Source organism: Neptunomonas japonica DSM 18939, assembly GCF_000422765.1.
Lineage (GTDB): Bacteria > Pseudomonadota > Gammaproteobacteria > Pseudomonadales > Balneatricaceae > Neptunomonas > Neptunomonas japonica.
On the sequence record NZ_KE383915.1, the window covers coordinates 123,435 to 146,534 of the forward strand.

Here is a 23,100-nt window from a genome sequence, read left to right on the forward strand (position 1 = left end):
GAAGTTGCTGAAGTTGCTGAAGTTGCTGAAGTTGCTGAAGTTGCTGAAGTTGCTGAAGTTGCTGAAACAGTAGAAAGTACTCAAGCAGATGAAGCAAGCAATAATAGCACTGCTGAAACTACTACTAACGAAATCTCCTCTACTGTCGCCGATAGCTCTGAAGCCACCGCAACAGTGAAAGAAGCGGTAACAGCAGAAGAAGTTACAGTCGAAGAAGCTCCTGTAGCAACGACTGAAGCAACTCAAGAGAAACCGACTGAGCGAGCTCCTCGCAGAGCTCGACGCACAACTCGCGCACCTAACGACCCTAGGGAAATCCGTCGCCGCCAAGCGGAAGAGGCTGCCAAGCTAAACGCGGAAGCACCTAGCGAGTAAACCTAAAGAGCGTCACGCTTTAGCTGGCGCTCTTTAACAGATACAAAAAACCGGCATTAGCCGGTTTTTTTACATCTATACAAGCACTAGACTTCTGCGAGTGCTTCAATCACATACTGCGGCAACGCAAAAGCAGCCACGTGCATCTGAGGGTTATAGTAGCGAGTCTTGATTCCTGCTTGCGCAAAACGCTGCCCCAACACTTCAACCGAGACATTACGCAAGGCCGCATCATCAGCCCCCCAAGCCAGCGTCATATTACCACCAATGTAAGTAGGCACTGCTGTGCAATAAAACGTTTGATCAGCGAAATACGGGCTTAAACGGCGACGCGTTGTTTGCACTTCATCTACTTGCATGAAAACAACGCCATTTTGCGCAACAAAGACGCCCCCATCGTTCAAGCAACGTTTACAACCTTCATAAAAACGGCTACTAAAAAGAACTTCGCCCGGCCCAACTGGATCCGTACAGTCAGAAATAATGACATCAAATTTTTCATCGGTTTCACAAACAAACTCAATACCATCAGCAATAACAATGTTTGCTCTTGGATCGTCATACGCTCCATTAGAATGCTTAGGCAGATAAGTCTTACACATATCGATAACAGATTGGTCGATTTCAACTTGAGTCGCATGCTCAACCTCAGGATGCTTGAGAACCTCACGCAGAATGCCGCCGTCGCCACCGCCAATAATTAGTACACGCTTAGCATTACCGTGTGCAAACAATGGCACATGCGTCAGCATTTCATGATAAATAAATTCATCACGCTCAGTTGTCTGAATAATTCCATCCAGCGCCATAACTGTACCGAACTCTTTATTACGGAAAATAATCAAATGCCAAGAATCAGTTTGTTGCTCAAACAAAATCTCTTCGACAGTGTACGACTGCCCATAGCCATCATAAAGTGTTTCTAGAAAGGTAGTAGTCATCAATTCAGCCCATCTTCGTACTGCATAATTTTTTTCATTAACTTGCACTTATAACCATAAGAACAAGCGACCTTAAATACCACGCTATTTACCCCTTCGAGCAAACCAGCATTTCCTAAGCAACTGCCTAACGCTCTGCCAGAAAATAAAATGCCCAGCCAAAGCCGGGCACCTAACAAACAAAGCCAATCTTTTACCTTGTTTCACACGATTAACGCAAGAAAAACGGCCACCATCATTATAACAACCATGCTTATTCGAGCGTTCTCGCCTCTCCTTAAATTTTAAGTTAGCCAGAAATAACCGGCGTAGCACATTCAACATCAGCGTTTTGTGCACGGTGGCGCAAAAAATGATCCATCAAGACAATGGCCATCATCGCTTCAGCGATAGGTGTCGCTCGAATCCCAACACAAGGGTCATGCCGCCCTTTTGTAACAACTTCAATCGGCTCACCTTTGATATTAATGCTACGCCCCGGCAGCCTCAAGCTAGATGTAGGCTTAAGCGCTATATGTGCAACAATATCTTGCCCCGTAGAAATACCACCCAAAATGCCACCAGCATGATTTGAAAGAAACCCTTCAGGCGTCATTTCATCACGGTGCTCAGTGCCTTTTTGCTCAACAGCAGCAAAACCATCACCAATCTCGATTCCTTTCACTGCGTTAATACTCATTAACGCATGCGCAAGCTCTGCATCTAAGCGATCAAAAATCGGCTCTCCTAGCCCTACCGGAACACCAGAAGCCACAACAGAAATTTTAGCGCCTACAGAGTTTCCTTCTTTACGAAGCTCATCCATATACACTTCCATTTTTTCTGCTGCTACAGTATCAGGAGAGAAGAATGGGTTTTGTTCAATTTGATCCCAGTTAAAATTATTCTCATCAATCGAAATAGGGCCCAACTGAGATAAGTAGCCACGAATATCTACACCTTTACTGGCGAGATACTTCTTGGCAATACCGCCTGCTGCAACACGCATTGCCGTTTCACGTGCAGATGAGCGGCCACCGCCTCTGTAATCACGAAAACCATATTTATGCGTATAAACATAATCAGCGTGCGCTGGACGGAAGGTTTCTTCAATGTTTGAGTAATCCTTAGAGCGCTGATCGGTGTTTTGAATTAACAAACCAATAGACGTACCCGTTGTTTTCCCTTCAAAAACACCAGAAAGAATTTGCACCTCATCCGCCTCACGACGCTGAGTAGTATGACGGGATGTACCAGGTTTACGTCGATCCAAATCGCGCTGCAAATCAGCTTCTGATATCTCAATTCCAGGAGGGCAACCATCAATGATACACCCCAAAGCTGGACCATGACTCTCACCGAAAGACGTTATTGTAAACAGCTTACCAAAACTATTTCCCGACATTATCTATAATTCTCTCTATTAAATCTGCTGATTCATTATAACGCCCGAATCAAAATTCGTCGCGAAAATGCTTTAACTCTTGCGCAGTAATCACAAATACGCCGTTACCACCCTCAGGTAGATCAACCCAAGTAAATGGCACATGCGCAAACTCTGTCATCAGGTGAACTTCGCTATTACCAACTTCAACAACCAAAAGCCCATCATCTGTAAGATAATCACAAGCCTCTCGTAAAATAGAACGCGTAAGATCTAAGCCGTCGTTTCCAGAGGTTAACGCTAGCTCCGGCTCATGATGATATTCTTGCGGCATACCTTCAAAGTCTTGCTGATCAACATAAGGGGGGTTTGAAACAATCAAATCATACTTCTGACCGCCGACCGCTTCAAACAAATCACCCTGAATAGCAGTAACCTGCTCTTCTAGCTCATGCTGCTCGATATTTTTCTGTGCAACTACTAGTGCCTCAACAGAGATATCAATTAAGTCTACTTGCGCCTCTTCAAAGGCATAAGCACACGCAATACCAATACAGCCGCTGCCGGTACAAAGGTCTAGTACTCTCTCAACCCGACCTTCTCGTAAAAATGGAGAGAACTCTGTTTCTATTAATTGCGCAATGGGTGAACGTGGAATAAGCACTCGCTCATCAACGTAGAAAGGCATACCCATAAACCATGCTTCATTAGTAATGTAAGGCAACGGCTTACGTGCTTCGACACGCTGGCGAACAAAGTCAATAACTCGAGCTTTTTCAGGCGCCATCAAACGCGCATCTAGCACCGTTTTATCACTATTCCAGGAAAGGTAAACGCCGGCCATAACCAACTGCACGGCCTCATCCCACGTATTAGTATTACCATGCCCCAAATAAACCTTATGCTCATTCAGTAAACTACACGTCCAACGTATAAAATCGCGCACTGTTTGTAATTCAGTTGCAACCTGCTCTTGATCAATCATCATAACTATCGGGATAATACCTAGATCTGATTTGGTTTAAACCAGACAGTTTAATGAATTCACGTGTTCGGTGCTATGTCTGACAAAATAAACTCAAGCAAGACTGACCCAGAAATCTCTTTTAGCGAGGTAATGGGAGATGTTTCACCTATAAAGCACGACAAGACTGTCTTGCGAACCAATGGCCCTATACGCAAGGATAAACAGCGGGCTTACCATCGCGCTATGGCTCAAGCAGAAACAGAACAAGTTATTGACGGACTCTCTAGCGAAGTCGTCGAAATAGTAGAATCTGACGAAGAACTAATTTTTGCAGCCCCAGGCATACAAATCAGTGCGATGAAACGCCTTCGCAAAGGGCATACCCCCTGGGAAGCAGGCATTGACTTGCATGGCATGACAGTAGATACCGCTAGAGACGAGCTCAGCGCTTTTATTAGAGACTCTCAACGCCAAAGTATGCGCTCAGTCATGGTTATTCATGGAAAAGCATTTAGCCAATCAGGCCAGCAGCCTGTACTAAAATCCTATGTAAATGACTGGTTAAGACAACTCTCTCAAGTACTCGCATTTTGTTCAGCGCAACCTAAAGATGGTGGCTCTGGCGCACTTTACATACTGTTGAAACAAAACAGGCAATAAATTAATAATGGCTACTTTACGAAACTGTCATGTTCGCGTAACTTAGCATTTTTTTTGACTCATATTACAGAGGGTATTCATCAGTGATGGAAAAAGCATACGCTACCATTATCGAACAAGTAGGCGAAGATCTTAGCCGTGAAGGCTTAGTCGATACTCCTGCTCGCGCGGCAAAAGCAATGGCCTACCTGACACGCGGATATCAGCAAAACCTTGAAGAAGTGGTAAACAATGCCCTTTTCCCATCTGATAATAGCGAAATGGTTCTCGTTAAAGATATTGAGCTTTACTCACTATGCGAGCATCACTTACTGCCTTTCATCGGCAAAGCTCACGTCGCTTATATCCCAGACGGCAAGGTAATTGGACTATCCAAAATTGCACGCATAGTTGACATGTACGCTCGCCGACTACAAATCCAAGAGAACATGACAAAAGAAATCGCCGATGCGATTATGTCAATGACAGGCGCCAAAGGCGTTGGCGTAGTAATCGAAGCAAAACATATGTGCATGATGATGCGCGGTGTTGAAAAGCAGAACGGATCTATGAAAACATCCATGATGCTAGGTACTTTCAGATCGAAACCTGAAACTCGCTCAGAATTTCTCTCTCTACTTTCTTAGTAGTTGAGCAATCCACGTATAGCTACTAACTTCATTAGTAGCTATACGTATCAAACCTTAAAAGCCCGACTATCAAGAACGCCTTTCAATTTTATCCAAGCATTCAATTGCTACGCGACGCCCTTCGTCAATAACTTCACTGGCTCGATGAAAGTCGTGAAAACGACAAATCTCAGTCGGTATGTTTATCAATAAATCTGGACGATAGCCCGCAACCTTATATTGCGTTAACGCTCCTTGCATTACTTCAAGCGAACTCATAATGATATCTAAATTACTATCGAGCTTAACCTTGCTCTCTGCCTCTCCATGCAGCAATTGCACTACGCGCCCATCATCTGACATCTCTTCATCAATAGAGCTATGAGCAAATAAATCCCCCTCAAACGGCTCATCGCCTTTAGGTAACTCTATATCAGGCATTACAGGACTACCGTTTAAATCCACTGCAATAATCAAGTCAGAGCGCGCAGCAACCGTAGGAATAATTGGTAAAGGATTCAATACACCGCCATCAACTAGTACTCGATGGGCGTCAACAACCGGTGTGAACACACCCGGAACAGCAGCAGATGCTCTAATGGCAGCCTGCAATGAGCCGCGCTGAAACCACACCTCTTTCTGGTGCACTATATCGGTTGCGACCGCGGTAAAAGGGATGGGCAAAGACTCGATGTCCGGATCACCCGCCATCTCTCTTATTCTTTGAAATAATTTATCTCCGCGGATAGCACCTATTCCAAATGTTAGGTCCAGCAAACGCAAAATCTGCAGCCGAGACAAGCCCTCTACCCACTCTGTATATTCTTCAAGTGCGCCAGCGGCATATAAACCACCCACCAAGGCTCCCATTGAACTGCCAGCGATGCAATTGATTTGGTAACCCCTTGCCTCAAGGACTTCAATTACACCAATATGTGCATACCCGCGAGCCCCTCCGCTACCCAGCACCAAAGAAACACTTGTCATAACTAAGGCGCGCCGGAGACGAGAACAACCACCATCTGGTTTTGCTTCAATACAGAAGGCGCAAGGGCACCCACTGACTGAACAGATACACCGGCCATCTGACGCCCGGTAAGTGCTTGACGTAACTGTAACGCTTTAGCAGTGCCAAGCTCACCGCCAAGTGCTAGCGTCTCCCCTTTGTGGTGAACAACTAACGTAATGTCTTGTGTATGCGTCTCTAATTGACTCACTAACTTTTCGAGCAAGCCCATATCAGGCAACTGGTTAACTGAAAGACCGACATAGCCCTCTCTTTTGATGGTTGTTGTTATACGCGCAACGGCATCGGTTTCAATCACATCAATATGTGCATACAACTTGCGATTTCCTCGTTCAACCGTATACATCAACACGGTGACACCCGGTAGCCGCGCCGCTAGATAGTACTGTGAACGCTCAACACCATAAAGTTTGGAGAAATCAAAAACATCATTAGCCCAATAGTTACTGCTTCCGCACTCTCGCCCCTGACAGGAAAAAAGAATTTCGGCTTTTTTCATTTCAAGCTGAGTTTTGAAGAAATTAAAAACTTTACGTGTCTTATTACCTTCAGGAATACGGTAACTGATACGTGTCAGGCGGCCAGTAATACGCTCTTCGCGTTCCAGTCGCTCAACACCATTAACCTGTTCAACACCACCTAAAGGCAGCGCATAATCTGTTAGAGGTGCCGTTTTGTAATTTACTATCCAAGATCCTCTGAACCGCTCTAAAACGCCGTCATCCGCAGACCCTGTAAGATCATCTGTTGCATAAGCAATTGACGAACCTAATACCAATATAAGTGAGCAAATCCTTGTTAACCACATCAGCAAACAACCCTTATGACTATTTGAAAGTTAGAACACTATTTATCTAAAACATTCACTCAATACTAGTTTTGATATCTTCTGCAATCAGCTTAGCCGCCAAAGGCTCGAGATGCAGATGATGATTACCTTTTAAATCTATAACATTTACTGCTTTAATTTGTGCGATTCTTGGCACCCATGATTCATCATGGATCCCACTATCGCCTAGGTAAATACGAACAGGGGCCGTCACCGCTTGCAAAAACGCGTTAACCTGATCTTCACTCATACGCAATAACGATGGCAGCATCAAACCAGGATCACTACGCCAAATATAACCTTGCTCAACATGCTTCAACCCCCTTTCTATCAACCACTCTGCCGCCTGACGATTCACCGGCCAACGCCCTTGCATACGAATATTAATAGCAGTTTCTTTATCGGGGTAAGGCCTGAGGCTTTTTGATTTCATCCTGCGCCGCTTAAGAATAGCATCCCCCATCAAAGCAGGGAGCTCAGGTGCCTCATAAACCAGCGGAGCCAGCCCTTCAATTAAATAAAGACGTCCTACACGGTCAGGGAACGCTCCCGCAAATAACGTTGCAATACTGGCCCCCATTGAGTGCCCAAGCAATGTAACTTTATCTAGCCCTAGATGATTGAGTACCAACAGCAGATCGCTTACATTATCCCAAATATAATACGGCATTGACGCAGGACGATGATCTGTCATCCCATGCCCCATTAAATCCAGCGCAATAAAATGGTAATCACTAAAGTGTTTTCGGATTTCATTGAAAGTAGCCGCATTATCTAGCCACCCATGGAGCGCTACAATGACCTTTTTCTGACCTTCACCAGATTCCAATGCATGCAGCGTTAACTCGTCGAGTCGAAATTGTCTTTCATTCATACTAATAAATTAGCAGAGCTTTACACAGAAAGCTTCAGATTTATAAAGATAAACGGATAGCGGAAGCTGAGGCTGGCCACAAAAGATCAAGAGCCACCAATTGCCCAGGAAGCAATGGTTCAGGAGTATGCACTACCCCCTCAGCCAAAAAAGGAACAGCATAGCCAATAAGTGGCTGGTGCGTAACAACAAGTAAGTTATCAACCCAATGCTCTTCTAATGCTGCTATCGCATCACTGAGCGGCGCATCAGGCGACCAACGATCATCAAGCACCCATTGCGCCTCAGGTATAAGGTTATGTACCTGAGAAGCCGTTTGCTTAGCCCTAACGTAAGAACTACTGATAATTTTTTCTACAGTTAAGAGAGATTGCTGATAATGCGCTATTTGCCGATCAACATAAGCAACCCCTGCATCCGTCAAGATGCGCTCTTGATCGCTCGAAGCCTTCCAACTAGCCTCTCCATGGCGCATCAGGATTAACATTAGATAGCCCCCCTAGGGAGTACAAATTCCACATCAGAGCTTTGCTCATTCATCATTAAGGCTTTAACAACCTCTTGAACATGCGCACCATTGAACACTACTTCATACAAGCCAGAAACTAACGGCATATATATTTGTAACTCATCAGCTTTAGCTTTAATGATGCGAATGGTATTCACACCCTCAGCTACTTCACCTAGAGACTCAACCGCTTCTTCTAAGTTTTCTCCGCTGCCGAGCGCATAACCCACGCGATAGTTTCTACTCAAAGGAGACATACAGGTAACTATCAAATCACCCACGCCAGCAAGCCCAAGAAACGTCATAGGGTTTGCTCCCATGCTGACAGCAAAGCGGCTCATCTCAGCGAGACTGCGCGTTAACAACATACTCTTAGTATTTTCACCCATGCCTAACGCAGCACTTAAGCCCGCAGCAATCGCGTAAATATTTTTGAGCGTCCCCCCCAGCTCAACACCATACATATCAGAGCTGGCATAGACTCGAAAGTAAGACTGATGTAGAGCTGCCTGAACATCGGTACGTAGCGCCTCATCATCACTCGAAATCACAGTTGCGGTTAACTGATGCTTAGCGACTTCTTTCGCTAGGTTCGGGCCACTCAAAACACCGACTTTAGCCGTTGGCAACTCATCCTTAAGAATCTCGCTCATTAAGCTGAAAGTTTCGCCTTCAATCCCTTTAGTGGTACTAATCACCATCTGCCCTGTCTTTAAAAAAGGCTTGGCTAACTGCACAACCGAGCGAAAACTTTGACTTGGGATAGAAACAAAAACAAGCGTAGCCTCTGTTAACGCCAGCTCAATATCTGACGTTGCCCATAAATCCTCTGATAAAGGGTAGTCTGGCAAGTAGCGTGTATTCATATGCTGCTGGTTAATCTCTTCAGCCCTAATGGAATCACGCATCCATTGAGAAACTTTAATTCCTTTTTCTGCCATTATATTGGCGATGACAGTCCCAAAACTACCACCCCCTAACACAGCAACTTTCTGCTGCACTGCATTCATGTGTTCGCCCTTATTACAGATTATTCATTGCTACTGATCACCAATACTATCTAACAGCTTATCGATACCTTTAAAGATAAAGATCACCACACCGTAAGCAGCAACCGAGATCACTAAAAACACCAATAACTGCGTGATATCACCCGTATGCTGATAGCCAGCCACTGCAAAAACAGCAAAAAGCGCACTGACTACGATAGCTAATATGCGCGCAATTAAGCGCGTTTTATGTCGATCTTCAGACATCGGAACGATTCTTCTCCCCATCTTCGTTTGATACAACACTAGCCGGCTCTGCAACCTCAGGCGATGCCAAAGACAGCTCTACTTGCTCTGGAGTCGTATCAAGCTTGGCCACTGGCGCTTGTTCAACGACTTCTTGAGAAGTTTCCTGAGTAACATCTTTTTCAGGCAGCTCCTGGGTTGAAGCAACAAAAGTTTCAGCTGGAGGCTTTTCAGCCACCTCTTCCACGCTTTTCTGAGCGCTTTCTTCAACGTTATCAGCCGTTTCCACTACCGGCTCAACTGCAACCGCAGCTACCGGTGCTGCTGCTTTTGCTTTATGAGCATTAGGGTCTGCCAACAACTCTTCGCTAGGGTGAATACATTCTAATTTAACACCGGTTTCTTCTTCTATGTCTGGGATCATAAAAGAATCATTCTCACACGCGAAACAGATCGAAGTCCCTGTTGCTCCCGCTCTACCGGTGCGCCCAATACGATGCACATAATCTTCTGCATCTTCAGGCAACTGGTAGTTAACAACATGAGTAACACCATCAATATGGATGCCACGCCCAGCAACATCCGTTGCTACCAACACTTCAATTTTACCGTTCCTAAAGTCCTCAAGCGTTTTAACCCTTTTGTGCTGAGGAATCTCCCCAGACATCAAGGCAGCTCTAACACCGTCTCTTTTAAGCTTCTCTGCAAGATCACGGGTTTCATGACGACGGTTCCCGAAAACGATAACACGTTCAATATTATTCAAACGGATGTAATTACGTAATAATTTGTATTTCTCGTGACTAGAAACAAGAAAGACTTTTTGACTAATATTTTCTGTTGAACGGCGCTCAGCTTCGATCTCAATCTGAACCGGCTCATCGGTCCACTGACGCGCTAAGCTCATGATATCATCAGTGAAAGTTGCACTATAAAGTAGAGTCTGGCGCTCATCACCTTTACGCGGCGTATTACGGATAATCGTTCTAACATCAGGTATGAAGCCCATGCTCAACATGCGATCTGCTTCATCTAAAACAAGCACTTCAACGTTATGCAGGTCGACTTCTTTAGAGCGTACAAAGTCAATCAAACGACCCGGCGTAGCAACCAAAATACCCACAGGCCCCGCTTTTAGTTCTTTACGCTGCTTCTCATAGTCCATGCCACCCACAATAGAAACTACGTTTATATCCGTGTATTTACACAACAGCACTGCATCAGCAGCAATCTGCAAAGCGAGCTCACGTGTTGGCGCAATAATAAGTGCTCGAGGCTCACCCTGGCGCTGCTTATCTTCAAGCTGAAAATCTAACAAGTCAGTAATAATGCCCACTAAGAAAGCAGCAGTTTTCCCTGTACCTGTTTGCGCCTTACCGATAATATCTTTTCCCGCTAAAGCTGGCTTAATGGTATCCGCCTGTATTGGCGTACAATATTCAAAACCAAGATCATGGATCGCATGCATAAGCTGATCTGGAAGTGAAAAATCATGGAAACGCTTCTTACCTTCAGCAACAGCAACCTTAGAATCGTTTGGTGTCCAAGCGCTGCTTTTTGCAGGCTTACGAGAACGACTAGATGAACGGCGCTTATCTTTACGCTCGCTTTTTACTTTTCCATTATCTTTTTCGGTAGTCGACTCTTTCGTGTTACCCGGGTTTAATTCTTCCAATGTATTACTCACTTTTAACTGATTTCACGACGAAAAGGAGGCAACGCATCCAGCAATTGCCGGCCATAACGGCGCGTCACTACACGTCTATCTAATAAAATAACCCGACCACTGTCCTGCTCGGTACGTAAGAGTCGACCTGTAGCCTGCGTCAAACGCATTGACGCCTCAGGTACAGTCCACTCCATAAATGCATTACCACCTCGTTGCTCTATCCACTCAGCCATCGTGGCATCAACAGGATCGTCTGGCACACCAAACGGCAATTTAGTAATAATAACCTCTGTCAGGTACTTGCCTGGCAGATCCACTCCTTCTGCAAAAGACGCCAGACCAAAAATGATACTAGGCTTATCTGCATCAATGATCTCTTTATGCTTTCTAATAATTTCGTTCTTGGTTAAATCACCTTGAGCCAACACCTTACTACGAATCGTACTCTCAAGCTTTTCTAACACAGTAAACATTTGTCGCCATGAGCTAAATAATACCAGTGTCGCAGCTGCGCTCGCCAAACCCTGATTAAGGATACTGATAACTTCTTTGGTGTGTTCTTCTGGTTTACCAGGGTCTGACTCCATACGCGGAACCGATAATACCGCTGCTTGCGGGTAATTAAATGGGCTTGGCAGACGCTCACACAACACATCAGACGGCAAACCTAACTCATGAATCACACGATTAAAGTGCCCTAGTGCCGTCATCGTTGCTGACGTTAACACAGCACCAAAGCAACTGGACCAAAGGTGCTCTTGTAATGTTTCCGCTGCCGAAACTGGGCTACTTCGACACTCAAAATCAACACCATCACTCGCATCCACTAAATTAATCCAGCGTGCTGTTGGCGCAACGCCTTCAGGATCAGCAACAGCGTAACTTCTGTTTAGCCAATACAAAGACTGAGCGCGCATCCAAAGCAAGCCCATACGAGGATACCAGCGTTCTGCTACGTCCCGATTAATCTCAGGAACGCCTCCATCTAACGCTTCTTTAAGCACATCAACAATTTGCTCAGCTTTTAACATCCAACGCTCTGCTGCTGAAGCAATATCTTTTGTGCTACGCATCATTGTTTCTGGAAGCACACCCTTTGGAAAACGAAAGCGTTCGGATGCAGGGCGCTGGACGCCATCCATTAACATTATCCGCAAGTCACTATGCAATTGATCTAGTGCTATATCAATATCTTGCCGTGCAGGCGTCATACGCTCAACATATTGCGCCAATACAGCATTGTTATCACACTCGTCTAGCATAGCATCTAGCTGCTTAACGGATGACTTCAACCAACGTTGCGTGCCTTTAACACGCATTGTATAAGCAAAGTGCCCCGTTGCCTTAGATGAGAGATGGTGAGCCTCATCAAATATATAAACGGTATTAGCAGGTTCAGGCAAAATCGCACCGCCACCTAATGACAAATCAGCCAAGACTAAATCATGATTAGCCACAACAATGTCGGCCTTATCCATAGAGTCTCTAGACTTATAAAAAGGACATACAGAGAAATTACTACAACGTCTATTAGTACAACGCGTATGATCACTCGTTAGAGGGGCCCAGTTTGTGGCCTCAATTTCTTGAGCCAAACTGTCTCGATCTCCGTCCCACTCACCTGCTGCAAATTTACCCAGCAACTCTTGATAAAATACCAACAATGAAGGGTCTACATTTTGCGTAATCTCATCTTCATATAGCGCAATTTGGCCCGTTTGATTTTGAGAGTCTAAAAGCTTTTCAGCTTGTGAAATACAAAAATAACGCCCTCTACCTTTAGCCAGTACATAATTAACTGACTCCCCTAATAGACGAGCCACTTCAGGTAGGTCTTTATTTAACAGCTGTTCTTGCAATGCAACGGTCGCAGTCGAGATAACTAAAGATTTGGACTGTGACTGAGCAATAGGAATAGCGCTAAGCAGGTAGGCCATGGTCTTACCCGTGCCGGTTCCTGCTTCAATCACACAGAGGTGATTTTCATTAACTCGCTCACCTTTCTCATCTATCTCTATAGCACCGAGTGTTCGCGCTACATGCGCAATCATCATTTTTTGGCCGTAACGCGGCTTCATCTCACGGTCCGCTAAAAAGCGTCGATAAGAAGCCTGTATAGAGTTTTTAAGAGCATCACTAAGCAAGACAAACTACCTGAATAACATTTGGCGTGGATCATACCAAGATACTGGATATATAAACAGAAAATTACTTTACATCACTTACCTGCTGTATATAATCACAGATACTGTATAAATAAACAGGCACCATTATGAAACTGACCAAACGCCAAGAAGAAGTACTGGAATGCATCCGCGGGCATATAGAAGCAACCGGATATCCACCGACACGTGCAGAAATTGCCAAAGCACTTGGTTTCAAATCTGCTAATGCTGCCGAAGAACATCTTAAAGCATTAGCAAGAAAAGGCGCAATTGAGATTATTCCAGGCACCTCTCGCGGTATACGCCTACCTGAACTGGAAACAGTGGAAGACGGTATACCAGTAATAGGACGCGTCGCAGCAGGGTCTCCGATTTTGGCACAAGAGCATATCGAAGAACACTGCACTATCTCAGCCGACTTCTTTCACCCTCCGGCTAACTACTTGCTGAGAGTCCATGGCACCAGCATGAAAGACATTGGCATTATGGACGGTGACTTACTCGCAGTACACCAATGCACAGAAGCACGTAACGGCCAAATTGTTGTCGCTCGTATTGATGACGAAGTTACGGTAAAGCGCTTCAAGAAAGAAGGACACATGGTGTATCTGATTGCAGAAAACACTGAGTTCTCACCAATACAAGTTGACCTAAGACAGCAAGAACTATCTATCGAAGGCTTAGGCGTAGGCGTCATTAGACAAGGAGGTGATTTGTGATTCAATTGCATAACCATCGTAACAGACCCGGCATGGCGTTGTTACGTAAACATGAGCAAAATCAGATTCACCAAAAACCGTTAGCTGCAAAAAAAGAGTTCGGAAAAATCACTGAGATCGTCACACGTAGCGGCGAACTCAATGATATGCCGCTGCTTATGCCTTTACTGGCGCAACTCAGCCATGAAGATCGCTGGTTTGCTTGGATAGCGCCACCAGCCAACTTACCACGCTCGCTATTACAAGATGCTGGCATCGATTTAAACAAGGTTATTTTGCTCTACCCAGATGAGCATAACTCGGTACTTCAACTAGCAAAAAAAGCATTAAGCACTGGCACCTGCCACGCAGTCATTAGCTGGGCTGAAGAGATATCTGAACATGAGATAAAAAATTTAGAGCAGTCAGCTCAACAAGGATGTAGTAACGGCATCCTCATAAGAAGACGCCACCACTGAAACAGCAGACAAAAAGGAAGAACTAGTGGATTACTGGTTTAGGAGTCTTGGATGCTTCCGCAGACTCCATTGATAACTCAGACATCATCTTTGCACCAGCTACAAGAATCATACGCGCCAACTCTTCAGACTGACCATTCAGACCATCTTTAACTTTTTGTGACAAATTCACCGTGATGAGCGGTTCGTCCTCACCCGCCTTGCGCATAGCGTATTCGCCTGACGGGAGCTTGATAATCTCAAGTACTGTTTGTTCCACTGTATTTTTACTCACTACCACTCTTGCATATCTGAACGTAAACGCTCGACTAGCGAACGAAACTCATTGAGCCACTGTTTGTATTCGGCCAGAATATCACTGTCTTCTGCATGATTTGGGTTAATCTGCACAACGTGAATTTCTGAAACGCTTACTTTATCACTTGCAGCTTCACTGTGATTATCTAGAGCTTTCCAGCAAGCACCGTAAGCAGCTAGCATTTTATGCAACCAACTTACTTCACTTTGCTCCAAGCCTACCAGTTCAATCCTTTCTGGCGACTCTTGCCCCGATGCCTCAAACATAACTTCTAAATCAGCCAAGGTGTTTACCTTACTGGTATCAAAGCTATATTTTTCAGCAATTTCTCGTAAAAATGAACCGTATGCCGACGCCAAATGAAACAAAATAGATTCATTATACGATTCAATTTCGTTGTGCTTACTCCACTTCGTAGAGTCTTGCGCTACTGTCAAAGCATCTAAATGAATACGTGCAAAATTAATTTTCTGATTCGTCCTGACCAGATATACATTACTCATACACTACCTCTATAACATGACCATTAAAGGTTACTTCTTCTTCGCTTTAGCCTTCGGCTCTTCTACCACCCAGGCATTGCCCTGATAGAATGCACGCCATCCGGTTGCTTTGCCATTGACCTCAGTCATCACATACTGCTCCTTTGTCTTACGACTGTATCGTACAATAGTCTCATTCCCTTCGTTATCACGCTTTGGCGCGCTAAACAGGAAAGTGTACTTAGGATCTATCTCAGACTCGTGAGGCAGTAACTCAATAATCTTTGGCGCTCTTGTTTCACGGTTACGTGGAAACTGGCTTGCTGCTAAAAACAAACCAGAAGCACCATCACGAAGAATGTAGGTATCTTCAACCTTTTCACAGATCAGCTCAGGCATAGGCACCGGATCCATTTTAGGCGGCGCCGCTTCACCACTTTTCAGCAGCTTACGAGTATTTTTACACTCTTCATTCGTACAACCAAAGAACTTACCAAAACGGCCCGTTTTCAATTGCATCTCAGCACTACATTTATCGCACTCAAGTGAAGGACCTTCATAACCTTTGATGCGATAACTACCCTCTTCAACTTCGTATCCAGGGCAATCCGGGTTATTTCCGCATACGTGCAACTTACGCTGTTTGTCGACTAAGTAACTATCCATCGCACTATCGCAAAGATTACAACGATGCTTGTTACGCAAGATGCGAGATTCTTCTTCTTCGTCACCATCAACACTAACGACTTCATCACCCGGTGTTAGATTGATTGTTGCTTTACAACGCTCTTTCGGCGGCAAGTTGTAGCCCGAACAACCCAAAAAGACACCGGTACTTCCGGTGCGAATCATCATATGACGGTTACATTCAGGACATGGAATATCGGTCTCTGTGGGCGAGTTAGGACGCATACCTGTTTCAGGGTCAAGAGCTTCTTCAAGCTTACGCGTTAAGCCACCATAGAAACGATCTAGCAGTACTTTCCACTCAGCTTCACCTTGGGCAATTTCATCCAACGCATCTTCCATTCGCGCGGTAAAGCTGTAATCCATTAGGTCAGTAAAGTTTTCGGTAAGACGCTCAACAACAATATCGCCCATTTTGCAGGCATAAAAACGCTTATTCTGAATTTCGACATAGCCGCGATCCTGAATAGTCGAGATAATTGATGCATATGTCGATGGACGACCAATACCTTGTTTTTCTAACTCTTTAACCAAGCTGGCTTCAGTAAAACGAGCCGTTGGTTTAGTAAAGTGCTGCTTAGGCTCAATTGCCGTCATCGTCAGCAATTCACCTTTTTTCACATCCGGCAAGATAAGATCTTCATCACCTTTACCTTTTTGCATTACGCGAGTGTAACCATCAAAACGTAAAATACGCCCTTTAGTGGTTAACTCAAACTCACCTGCCTTCACAGTAATACGAGAACTGGTATACAACGCTGGCATCATTTGACAAGCCAAGAACTGACGTCTAATTAGCTCATACAAACGTTCAGCATCACGCTCCATCGCTTTTAAAGCAGTGGCTTCGATATTTACATCACTAGGACGAATCGCCTCATGCGCTTCTTGAGCACCGTCTTTGCTTGAATAGCGAACAGCCTCTTCTGGTAGATACTTACTACCAAAATGATCACCTATATATTCACGGCAACTTTCTACAGCCTCAGAACTCAAGTTGGTTGAGTCAGTACGCATATATGTGATGTAGCCCGCTTCATACAAACGCTGAGCCATCATCATGGTTTTCTTCACACCAAAGCCCAAGCGTGTACTGGCAGCCTGCTGAAGCGTTGATGTTATAAATGGAGCCGATGGCTTACTGCTAGTCGCACGATCTTCACGACTAAGCACTGTGTACTCGGCATCTTTAAGTGCGGCTAAATGCGCATTAGTTTCAGCTTCAGATGAAGGTCGGAATGCACTGCCGCTTACACGAGCAACTTGCAGCCTTAACGCCTCAGCATTAGCTGTCTTAGTATCCGCATGCACTTCCCAGTACTCATCAGGAATAAAAGCACGAATCTCTTTTTCTCGCTCAACAACTAAACGTACAGCAACCGATTGCACTCGTCCTGCAGAAAGCCCGCGAGCAACTTTCTCCCACAATAAAGGAGACAGCATATAACCCACGACACGGTCTAGAAAACGGCGCGCCTGCTGTGCATTTACATGATTCATGTCTAGCTTACCAGGCGACTCGAATGCACTGCTGATAGCTTTTTTCGTTATCTCGTTAAAAACAACGCGACGGTAACGCTCATCTTCTCCGCCAATGGCTTCTCTCAAATGCCAAGCAATCGCTTCCCCCTCGCGATCCAAATCGGTCGCGAGATAGATAGTGTCTGCATCTTTAGCTAAGCGTCGCAATTCTTCGACTACTTTCTCTTTCCCAGGAAGGATTTCATAGTGCGCTTCCCAATCTTTTTCTGGATTGACGCCCATCCTTGCAACTAACTGGTCTTTAGCTTTTTTCGCTTTGTAAATGGCTTTTTCATCAGGCGCCATTTTACGTGTCAGCGCAGCCTGCTTGGCGCGGGCCTTAGGATCTGACTTTGTGGCGCTACCACTCGTAGGCAGATCACGGATATGACCTACGCTCGATTTCACGACATATTCATTACCAAGATATTTATTAATTGTCTTGGCTTTTGCGGGTGACTCAACAATAACGAGCGACTTTCCCATAGGGGTAACTATCCTCGGGCAGATACGACACAATAAAAATAGCGAGCATATATAAGTGCTTATACAACTGGGGTCAAGCAAGTCTCATAAAAAAGTCCATAAGTACTATAATCAGTTAATAGCAAATAACTTCAATACTCCCTTTAACAACGGTACATCCTAACTATATAATTCAGAGACTTAGCGAGGCAGTTTCATACCATGTTGCAAGATAATCTGATTTATATCGTCATAATAGCTGTTATTGGTGCAATTGCGCTGACTATCAACTATTTCATTTCTCAAAGAGAATACAATACGTCTGCTAAACATGAGCGGCTCGACTGGTTGCGCAAACAAACTTTTAATACATTAGACGCCATTGCAACACTCAAAGCAGCAGGCTGTAAACCAGAAATCTTAGAAAAACTTAACAACCATGCCATGGTGCAAATAGAAGAGATCAGCCAATTAGCACCTGATTCCGATCTAATGACGCAAGTAAATAATCAAAAAGAAACAGCAGATAGAACCGCGCCAGGACAAGGCGTGTTTCACAGTGACAAAGATTTAAAACGCTTCCAAATTTACATCAATTTTACCGAAAAGCTACTAAACCAAATGCTAAAAAAAGGTAAGTTATCGCCACTGCTAGCCGAGAACTATGGTCAAGAACTTTACTGGCTAAACATATCAATAGTTGCTGATGCCCACATACACCAAGCACAGCAGTTTATTGGACAAGATGAAAAACCACTTGCCCTATCCCACCTTAAGCACGCCAAAGCAGTGATTGTGCGTGCGATGGTCCCACAACAGAAGAAACAACCAAAGCTAGACTTAATTCAACCTCAGATAATCGCTATACAACCGCGCAAAACGAAGCATAGCGGAGCGCTTGAGGATTCTATTGATAATTTCTTAAAATGATATTTTCATTCGACCTGCACTAGCTATAAGAGCCGTACACTAAGACTCATATCTCTTTATTATATAAGTGCAAAATTTCTACCACACAAGTGTGTCGAACCGGAGTTGCTATAGTTTATGAACTAAATCAACTTACACACTGTGATGCCGTGTAAAGTACATAACAACAAGCCAAAGCCTATAAAAAAGCAAAGAAACTACATATAGTTAGCCCATCATTACACTGAGCATTGACTAACATAAATCAGAATGGGCACTCACATCTTCCCAGAACACGCTCACCGGTTACGGGGTGGTCAAAGTCCAAGGTTAACGCGTGCAACAAAAGCCGACTAGACATAGCCTGAGTTTGCGGTGTTCCATACAAATCGCAACCTAAAATCGGGTACCCCATCTCACGGCTGTGAATACGTAACTGATGAGTGCGACCCGTCTCTGGCGTAAATAACACTCGGCTCGTTGCGGGGTTACTCGATGTAGACAACACCTTGAAACGACTTAGTGCTTGCTTACCTTTTTCATAGCAGATTTTTTGATAAGGAAAGTTAGGAGAGTCTTTCGCTATAGGCGCATCAATACTGCCGTGCTCACAATCTAAATGACCACTCAAAACACTAATATAAGTTTTTTGTACCGTTCTATTTTGAAACTGCTTAGTCAGGCTTGCATTAACCGCTTTACTAAAAGCCAGCACCATAATGCCAGACGTACCAAAATCAAGACGATGCACCATAGTAATACCCGGAAACATCTGTGCTAAACGAAAATGCACTGAATCCTTATTCAAAGGGTTTTTACCTGACAAGCTCAACAAACCACTTGGCTTATTGATCAATAGAATATGTTCATCTTGAAGAAGTATGTCTATCTGCCCTGCGCAAAAAGGCGCAATAAAATCATCTCCAGGAGCACTCATGATGCTTTCTTTCTCCTGCGTTTTTTAGCCGGAGCCTTTCCCTGCCCTCGTAAGCCTTGAAATTGAACCGCACTCACCTCTTCAATCAACTGCTGCAAACTGCAGGTCATCGGCGCCATAAAATGAGCGTACTTCATTTCACGCTGGCTTATCGCTTCTAATTGAGATTCCCAATGCGCAGTCATATCGGGATGTGCCATATTTTCAGGTAAGCTAGTAATCAATTGAATGCCCACTTCTGTTGCGCGAATATCTTTGCCAATTCTTGTTAAGAACTGCCGTGCAAATAACAACTCAATAATCCCTGCCCGCGTTGCCTCTGTTCCTAAACCATCCGTTTCTCTTAGCACCTTTTTAATAGTGGGGTCTTGTACGTAACGCGCGATACCTGTCATCGCAGATAATAACGTTGCATCAGTAAAATGCTTAGGCGGGCTCGTTTGCTTTTCAGATAAATTCGCTTCTGAACACAAGACTGTATCGCCCTGTTTTACGTCAGGAAAGTTTACGCTTGAAAATCCATCTCCAGAATCACTTCCCGCGGTCAGAGCGTTCGCCTGCTTTGCGGCTGGAAACAACTTTTTCCAGCCTTGCACCAATACATCTTTTTGCTTGGCGACAAACAATCCTCCTGCCACTTCAGTATCAATCTGTTTGTCTAAATACTCAAAAGGCGGATAAAACTGTATTAAATATTGCCGAGCAATCAGTTCGTAAACATTGACCTCCCCAGACGACAAACGACTCGTCACCATTGCTTTCGCCGTAGGGATAATCGCATGATGGGCACTAATTTTAGTGTCATTCCATGCCTTACTTTTTAATTTCAGATCAGCGTTAGCAACCGCTTTTTCTAATTCAGGACAAGTTTTTGCAATAGCACTAACAACATATCCAGCACCACTAAAGTGCTCCAATGGTAAATAACGACAATCAGAACGGGGGTAGGTAATGAGCTTATGTTTTTCATACAGCTGCTGACATATATCAAGCACTTGCTTAGCACTTAAACCATATCGTTTGGCGGCATCAATTTGTAAAGAAGATAAATTATAAGGCAGTGGTGCGGCCTGTTTTTTCTTACTCTGTTGTACTCTCACAACAGAGCCACTGTGACCGGAAACACGTGCCACAACATTCTCAGCTAGTTTTTTAGAGAGTACTCGCCCCTCCTCATCCATATAGGGTTCACAAGCTTCGCTGGGCTTCCATTTAGCTTTATAAAATTCACCTTTCGGTGTTTTTAAAGTAACAAACACTTCATAAAAAGGCTTAGATACAAAACTCTTAATCTCTAAGTCTCTATGAACTACCAATCCTAATAGAGGCGTTTGCACCCGCCCTATCGACAACACGCCGTTAAAGCCAGCTTTCTGGCCTTGCAACGTACATAAACGTGTCATATTAATGCCATATAGCCAATCTGCACGCGCTCTTGCCAATGCAGATGTCGCCAAAGGAACGAATTCAGCATTACTGCGTAAGTTGTTCAAAGATTTTTTAACCGAATTTATATTTAAATCACTTATTAGGCAGCGCTTTACCGATTCTCGTTTTGCTTTAGAAACACCACTAAAACTAATAACCTCATCAACCAATATCTGCCCTTCACGATCGGGGTCCCCGGCATTTACTAGCAGGTCTGCTTGTTTGATCAGCCTTTTTAGTACCGTAAACTGTTTACGTGTTTTCGACTTAACTTCGAGCTTCCACTCACTAGGCACAATAGGAAGGTGCTGAATTGTCCATTTTTTAAATGCAGGATCATAAGCTTCTGGCTGGGCTTGCTCTAATAAATGGCCAATGCACCAGCTCACTACATCCCCATTACCTACATGGATGCAACCATCACCTTTTTTATGCGGCTTTGGTAGTGCATCGGCAATAGCACGCCCAAGGCTGGGCTTTTCTGCTATGTATAAAATCATGGAAGGACTTACTCTAGGTTACTTAACCTGTTTGGTAGGAATAATACTATCCGCTGCAGGCTGCTTAACAGCCGATACTTTTGAGCTAGCGACTTTATACGCCATCACACAGTTTCGGCCACGCTTCTTAGCCGCATACAATGCCAAATCTGCCGATTTAATCAATGCTTCTTCACTGTTTTTATCCTGCGGACAGGTCGCTATTCCTGCAGACAAAGTAATTGCACGCTTACAATCCGGACTGATTTCAGAATCGTTAGCCACTGTCGCAATCAGCATTTTAAGCTTTTTATAAGCAATTATTTTACTGGTGTTAGGCAATACAAGAATGAACTCTTCTCCGCCATACCTAGCAACAACATCTCGGGCTCTCATGTTTTTAGCCAGCGTTTCAGCAACAAATTTTAATGCCTTATCACCTTCTTGATGACCGAATGAATCATTATAACTTTTGAAATGATCAATATCGATCATAGCAACAGTGACTTCATAACCCTGCTGGCCAGAAGTAGTTATCTCTCGTTTTAAGGTATTACCCAGACCTCTACGATTTAACAGCCCAGTTAGCTCATCGCGGTTAGAAGCCATACTTAGTTCGGTTCGCAGCTGCGTGTTATTAAAATGCAAACCGATAGTATTACAGACCGCTATAATTCGTTGTTCATCTTCTTTGGATAATAACGACTCCGTCAACCGCTCTGAGCGAATATGCAAAACACCAAACTGCATCTCGTGACAACTAATAGGGTAACAAGCCACGCTCTTTATTGTGGTTAAATTAGCATTATCACACAGCATTTTTTGCGTATTTGAAGAGTCAATATAAGGCTTCCCCTGCTGCAAAACCTGACACTCTTCTAACTTAACATTGGGGTATATTTTATCTTTATGCTCACCCCAAGCGCCTGCTAAAGCCCAATTCTCAAAGGCCTTATTTGCAAACAGCACAGCAACTGTATGATCGGGTATTAGGTTTTTTAAATACTTTACTGATATTTCCTGCAGCTCATCTAATGAACTGGCAGCAGCCAATGCATCACTCATCATACGAACCTGCTGCAGCTTCTTACTACGCAGATACTCGTATTCCAGCATCTCATTTTTAGTCTCAGAGAGTACTTGTGCCTGCTCCACTGCGAGCTTTCTTTCTTCAACTTGCTTGCTCAGTTGCTCTACTGTTTTGGATAACTGCTGGTGACTAGCATTAGCATCTTGTAGGCGTCGCCATGCATACCAAGCCAAAGCAAAAGACAAAAACGCTAACGCTACTGGTAGCTCATTAAGCCCAACCGAAGAGTAATCCGAAGTCCATGAAACCCAATGTTCATTGAACCCTGATAAAACAGCAACGAAATAAGCGACAAGAAAAACACCAATAGCGATCAAAAAGTCAAAAACACTTTTCTTCATGCATTCATCCTGAAGAGACGGGCAATCATCCGATAGACACCCAGAGGCCATAAACAATGCTTTTA

At 44.2% G+C, this 23,100-nt stretch carries 21 protein-coding genes and 2 pseudogenes; 6 read left to right on the forward strand and 17 right to left on the reverse strand.

The genetic code is table 11. From position 1 onward, the window contains the following. Nucleotides 1-375, forward strand: a pseudogene (locus G511_RS24960) (hypothetical protein); the annotation flags it as partial. An 86-nt stretch (nt 376-461) separates the two neighbouring features. On the opposite strand, the gene speE reads toward G511_RS24960, so the two are convergent. The 3 genes from speE to prmB form a co-directional block, all read right to left on the reverse strand. Then, nucleotides 462-1,316 (reverse strand): polyamine aminopropyltransferase, encoded by an 855-nt coding sequence (gene speE, locus G511_RS0118320; protein WP_028470930.1) that lies wholly within the window; start codon nt 1,314-1,316, stop codon nt 462-464. A gap of 289 nt (nt 1,317-1,605) precedes the next feature. Next, nucleotides 1,606-2,700 (reverse strand): chorismate synthase, encoded by a 1,095-nt coding sequence (gene aroC, locus G511_RS0118330; RefSeq protein ID WP_028470932.1) that lies wholly within the window; start codon nt 2,698-2,700, stop codon nt 1,606-1,608. Between the two features lie 49 nt (nt 2,701-2,749). Continuing rightward, nucleotides 2,750-3,667: a 50S ribosomal protein L3 N(5)-glutamine methyltransferase gene (gene prmB / locus G511_RS0118335; protein WP_028470933.1), complete on the reverse strand. Its 918-nt coding sequence runs from the start codon at nt 3,665-3,667 to the stop codon at nt 2,750-2,752. A 72-nt stretch (nt 3,668-3,739) separates the two neighbouring features. On the opposite strand from prmB, the gene G511_RS0118340 reads away from it, so the two are divergent. Together G511_RS0118340 and folE are read left to right on the forward strand one after the other, a co-directional pair. Then, nucleotides 3,740-4,306, forward strand: coding sequence for a Smr/MutS family protein (locus tag G511_RS0118340; RefSeq protein WP_028470934.1), 567 nt, complete (start codon nt 3,740-3,742; stop codon nt 4,304-4,306). A gap of 86 nt (nt 4,307-4,392) precedes the next feature. Further along, nucleotides 4,393-4,932: a GTP cyclohydrolase I FolE gene (gene folE / locus G511_RS0118345; RefSeq protein ID WP_028470935.1), complete on the forward strand. Its 540-nt coding sequence runs from the start codon at nt 4,393-4,395 to the stop codon at nt 4,930-4,932. A gap of 72 nt (nt 4,933-5,004) precedes the next feature. Here the strand turns inward: folE and G511_RS0118350 are convergent, their stop codons facing one another. The 8 genes and pseudogenes from G511_RS0118350 to dinG all read right to left on the reverse strand — a co-directional run bounded on the left by G511_RS0118350 (nt 5,005) and on the right by dinG (nt 13,200). Further along, complete coding sequence (locus G511_RS0118350) at nt 5,005-5,901, reverse strand: patatin-like phospholipase family protein (RefSeq protein ID WP_028470936.1); 897 nt, start codon at nt 5,899-5,901, stop codon at nt 5,005-5,007. 2 nt (nt 5,902-5,903) lie between these two features. Continuing rightward, a complete protein-coding gene (locus G511_RS0118355) occupies nt 5,904-6,749 on the reverse strand; it encodes a DUF4892 domain-containing protein (RefSeq protein WP_028470937.1) in 846 nt (281 codons plus the stop codon). Nucleotides 6,750-6,804: 55 nt separating this feature from the next. After that, nucleotides 6,805-7,644, reverse strand: a complete 840-nt coding sequence (locus tag G511_RS0118360) for an alpha/beta hydrolase (RefSeq protein WP_028470938.1) — start codon at nt 7,642-7,644, stop codon at nt 6,805-6,807. Nucleotides 7,645-7,684: 40 nt separating this feature from the next. Then, nucleotides 7,685-8,131 carry a SixA phosphatase family protein gene (locus G511_RS23380; RefSeq protein WP_051222223.1) on the reverse strand — a complete coding sequence of 149 codons (447 nt, stop codon included), beginning with the start codon at nt 8,129-8,131 and terminating at the stop codon, nt 7,685-7,687. After that, nucleotides 8,131-9,162, reverse strand: a complete 1,032-nt coding sequence (locus G511_RS0118370; RefSeq protein ID WP_028470939.1) for an NAD(P)H-dependent glycerol-3-phosphate dehydrogenase — start codon at nt 9,160-9,162, stop codon at nt 8,131-8,133. Before G511_RS0118370 ends, G511_RS23380 begins: the two co-directional genes overlap by 1 nt. A gap of 30 nt (nt 9,163-9,192) precedes the next feature. After that, on the reverse strand, nt 9,193-9,408 hold the full coding sequence (locus G511_RS0118375) for a hypothetical protein (RefSeq protein ID WP_028470940.1): 216 nt from the start codon (nt 9,406-9,408) through the stop codon (nt 9,193-9,195). A gap of 334 nt (nt 9,409-9,742) precedes the next feature. Further along, nucleotides 9,743-11,074 (reverse strand): annotated as a pseudogene (rhlB, locus tag G511_RS23385) (ATP-dependent RNA helicase RhlB); the annotation flags it as partial. 2 nt (nt 11,075-11,076) lie between these two features. Further along, on the reverse strand, nt 11,077-13,200 hold the full coding sequence (gene dinG / locus G511_RS0118385; RefSeq protein WP_028470941.1) for an ATP-dependent DNA helicase DinG: 2,124 nt from the start codon (nt 13,198-13,200) through the stop codon (nt 11,077-11,079). Nucleotides 13,201-13,328: 128 nt separating this feature from the next. Here dinG and lexA point away from each other — a divergent pair, with 128 nt between their 5' ends. Then, nucleotides 13,329-13,940, forward strand: a complete 612-nt coding sequence (gene lexA / locus G511_RS0118390; protein ID WP_036552430.1) for a transcriptional repressor LexA — start codon at nt 13,329-13,331, stop codon at nt 13,938-13,940. After that, nucleotides 13,937-14,398 carry a cell division inhibitor SulA gene (locus G511_RS0118395; protein WP_245574156.1) on the forward strand — a complete coding sequence of 154 codons (462 nt, stop codon included), beginning with the start codon at nt 13,937-13,939 and terminating at the stop codon, nt 14,396-14,398. The genes lexA and G511_RS0118395 overlap by 4 nt, the downstream gene beginning before the upstream one ends. A gap of 22 nt (nt 14,399-14,420) precedes the next feature. Here the strand turns inward: G511_RS0118395 and G511_RS23390 are convergent, their stop codons facing one another. From G511_RS23390 to topA, 3 genes are read right to left on the reverse strand one after another with little or no spacing between them, the layout of a single operon-like run. After that, nucleotides 14,421-14,672, reverse strand: a complete 252-nt coding sequence (locus G511_RS23390) for a hypothetical protein (protein WP_051222225.1) — start codon at nt 14,670-14,672, stop codon at nt 14,421-14,423. Continuing rightward, nucleotides 14,672-15,199, reverse strand: a complete 528-nt coding sequence (locus G511_RS0118405; RefSeq protein ID WP_028470944.1) for a DUF6586 family protein — start codon at nt 15,197-15,199, stop codon at nt 14,672-14,674. Before G511_RS0118405 ends, G511_RS23390 begins: the two co-directional genes overlap by 1 nt. Before the next feature lie 30 nt (nt 15,200-15,229). Continuing rightward, entirely contained in the window at nt 15,230-17,872 is a 2,643-nt protein-coding gene (topA, locus tag G511_RS0118410; RefSeq protein ID WP_028470945.1) for a type I DNA topoisomerase, read from the reverse strand. Between the two features lie 201 nt (nt 17,873-18,073). On the opposite strand from topA, the gene G511_RS0118415 reads away from it, so the two are divergent. Beyond that, nucleotides 18,074-18,781 (forward strand): hypothetical protein, encoded by a 708-nt coding sequence (locus tag G511_RS0118415; protein WP_028470946.1) that lies wholly within the window; start codon nt 18,074-18,076, stop codon nt 18,779-18,781. Between the two features lie 244 nt (nt 18,782-19,025). Here the strand turns inward: G511_RS0118415 and G511_RS0118420 are convergent, their stop codons facing one another. From G511_RS0118420 to G511_RS0118430, 3 genes are read right to left on the reverse strand one after another with little or no spacing between them, the layout of a single operon-like run. Beyond that, nucleotides 19,026-19,697 (reverse strand): pseudouridine synthase, encoded by a 672-nt coding sequence (locus G511_RS0118420; RefSeq protein ID WP_028470947.1) that lies wholly within the window; start codon nt 19,695-19,697, stop codon nt 19,026-19,028. Continuing rightward, entirely contained in the window at nt 19,694-21,625 is a 1,932-nt protein-coding gene (locus tag G511_RS0118425; RefSeq protein ID WP_028470948.1) for a DNA topoisomerase III, read from the reverse strand. The genes G511_RS0118420 and G511_RS0118425 overlap by 4 nt, the downstream gene beginning before the upstream one ends. An 18-nt stretch (nt 21,626-21,643) precedes the next feature. Further along, nucleotides 21,644-23,035 carry a sensor domain-containing diguanylate cyclase gene (locus tag G511_RS0118430; protein WP_028470949.1) on the reverse strand — a complete coding sequence of 464 codons (1,392 nt, stop codon included), beginning with the start codon at nt 23,033-23,035 and terminating at the stop codon, nt 21,644-21,646. Nucleotides 23,036-23,100: the final 65 nt, after the last annotated feature.